General features: G+C 35.1%; 3 protein-coding genes and 1 pseudogene. 1 reads left to right on the forward strand and 3 read right to left on the reverse strand.

Annotated elements, in window-relative coordinates:
* Positions 1 to 83: 83 nt before the first annotated feature.
* A complete protein-coding gene (locus tag CWATDRAFT_RS31115) occupies positions 84 to 479 on the forward strand; it encodes a hypothetical protein (protein ID WP_007308658.1) in 396 nt (131 codons plus the stop codon).
* A gap of 136 nt (positions 480 to 615) precedes the next feature.
* Here CWATDRAFT_RS31115 and CWATDRAFT_RS31120 read toward each other — a convergent pair.
* From CWATDRAFT_RS31120 to CWATDRAFT_RS31130, 3 genes and pseudogenes are all read right to left on the reverse strand, one after another.
* Positions 616 to 951: pseudogene (locus tag CWATDRAFT_RS31120) on the reverse strand (CBS domain-containing protein); the annotation flags it as partial.
* 70 nt (positions 952 to 1,021) lie between these two features.
* Entirely contained in the window at positions 1,022 to 1,993 is a 972-nt protein-coding gene (locus CWATDRAFT_RS31125; RefSeq protein ID WP_007308660.1) for a carbohydrate kinase family protein, read from the reverse strand.
* Positions 1,994 to 1,999: 6 nt separating this feature from the next.
* Positions 2,000 to 2,314 (reverse strand): HigA family addiction module antitoxin, encoded by a 315-nt coding sequence (locus tag CWATDRAFT_RS31130; protein WP_007308659.1) that lies wholly within the window; start codon positions 2,312 to 2,314, stop codon positions 2,000 to 2,002.
* Between the last annotated feature and the right edge of the window lie 108 nt (positions 2,315 to 2,422).

Here is a 2,422-nt window from a genome sequence, read left to right on the forward strand (position 1 = left end):
TCATTTTTAAAATTTATTACCTTATAAATTAGCGGAATATATACGCTAACATCAAAAGAGGTTGTTTGTTACAGTCAAGGCTAATGTCATCACATTCCGAACTTAAGACCAGTCAAGATGTCCACCTGAGAGCCAAACAAATTAAGAGTCTAATTCGCTCTCTTAAACAGAAAATAAAGAAAATTGAACGGGAAGGGGAAGTAGCACCAGCTAATTGTCATATTATTCGTTATCAGGTTAATCGAAAGGGAACAATCTACTGGTATTATAAACTACAGGCTGCTGAATCAATTTTTCCTATGGCCACTAATAATGAGAAAAAAACCAAATATAAATATTTAGGACGAGCCGGAATTTCTGCTCATATTGATGCTGTAGAAAAACTCACTAGAAGAAATCTCATTGATGAATTAGAACGAGTCATTCAATCTCTAACTGAAAGCTACTTAGATATCTATATTGGAACCGAAACTGAATGAAGCTATTTAATATTTAAAATCCCCTAAAAAGATGGAAAGAGAGTTTTTAAAATCACCTTAATTCTCTATTTTAGCTCTGGAGATATGTTTAGCGTAAAATTTACGCTAACAATTGTTTTTTATCCAAAGTCCAATTTAAAGATTGTGTGGCTTTTATGCTAATGGGTTTATCGCTCATCACTTCCCCTACAGTTTGCCCTAATGCTTTATGAATTTCTTTATCGTGACGGGCAGGATTTTGCAGATAAATGACGCTATCTAGAATCATTATATAGGGGGGCGGTTCCACTCCCGTTTCTTGCCACATTAAGTCGGTTTCTGAAATTACTCCTAAGAGTTTCCCTTTCTCATCTACAACCGGTAAACCACTAATCCTTTTTTCTGCTATGATCTTTACTGCTTCTGATAGAGGAGTCTGTGGGGTAACGGTGATGGGATCTTGGGTCATTACTTGAGCAACCGTCTTAGCCATATTTCACCTTGTTAACTGTTGGATTACTTATTTATTTTCATTTTAAACTAAAAGTAACCTCTTTTAATTATTAATGATTTTTTAGCCATATTTCCACTTCTTCTTTACTCGGTTGGGCTGCGATCGCTCCTGGTTTTGTGGTGGTTAATGCTCCGACGGCATTACTATAAATAATTGTCTGTTTTGCTCTTGCTGCATTATTTAATATTTCCTCTTCATAATAACAACATTGAGATAAAAATCCTGCTACAAAACTATCTCCTGCTCCTGTAGTATCCATTACTTTAACCGAAAATCCTGCTACTATTCCTTGATTTTTTCCTAGATAATAATGACAGCCTTTTTCTCCTAATGTGACTAAAATACCTTTAATTTTAGGGAACTGTTGAGCTATTTCTTGGGGATCTTCGGTCTTAAATAACCAATGGGCTTCTTCTTCAGAGCATTTAATAAAGTCCGCAGCTTGTAAAACTTGTATGATTAAGGGTTTAGCTGTTTCTATATTTTGCCAAAATACGGGTCGCCAATTGACATCTATCAAAATATGTAACTGATATTTTTTAGCTAGTTGAATGGCTTTAAAAATAGCTTGCTGACTTTGAGTATAGGCCAGTTCTAAGGTTCCCATTACTAAATATTTAGCCTGAGTGAATAAGGATGATGTTAACTGTTGAGAATTTAATCGAGTATCAGCGAAATCCTCAGTTTTAATCTGACCAAAACCAGCAAATTGACGTTCTCCTGTTAGAGAACGGGTCACATAAACTTGTCGAGTGGGGGCATTAGTATGACGTTGTATTCCTGTTGAATTAACACCTATTTTGTCTAGAATTTTAACTAATTCATCTCCTGGTTTATCCTTTCCAACACAACCAATAAAAGCAGCAGAAATTCCCAGTTTAATTAAACCACAAGCGACATTAGCTGGCGCACCCCCTGGATAAGCTATCCATGATGTTACTTCGTTTAATTCTTTACCCAATTGATCGGCGAGGCAGTCAAAGAGAATTTCACCAATACACAATATTTTAGGGTTATACATATTATGTTATCTTTCTGTGAATAAAGAGAAAGGTTTAATTTTGTCAATTTCATTTTGTTCTTTTTTCAGCACAGCATAAAGGTCATTAGCTCGTTGTAAATTAAGCCAAAAATCAGGAGATGTACCAAAGTATTTCCCCAATCTTAAGGCGGTACTGGGAGTAATACCTCTCTTATTATTAATAAGTTCATTCACTCTTTGATAACTAACACCAATATCATTGGCAAGTTGTTTTTGAGTTAAACCCATTGGTTCTAAAAATTCTTCTCGCAACATTTCACCAGGGGTCGTGGGGGGACGGTTTGTAGGAATATTAACCATAATAAAAGTAATTAGTGATAATCGATAATTTCAACTTTTTCTAACACCCTTCATCAGAACCAATAAACCAATTCTATATTGATCGATTATGCAGAAACTATACTGTCC

This window comes from Crocosphaera watsonii WH 8501, assembly GCF_000167195.1.
Lineage (GTDB): Bacteria > Cyanobacteriota > Cyanobacteriia > Cyanobacteriales > Microcystaceae > Crocosphaera > Crocosphaera watsonii.

Coding starts and splice junctions, on each gene's coding strand:
- CWATDRAFT_RS31115 (WP_007308658.1), top strand. CDS start 84: ATGTCATCACATTCCGAACTTAAGACCAGTCAAGATGTCCACCTGAGA.
- CWATDRAFT_RS31125 (WP_007308660.1), bottom strand. CDS start 1,993: ATGTATAACCCTAAAATATTGTGTATTGGTGAAATTCTCTTTGACTGC.
- CWATDRAFT_RS31130 (WP_007308659.1), bottom strand. CDS start 2,314: ATGGTTAATATTCCTACAAACCGTCCCCCCACGACCCCTGGTGAAATG.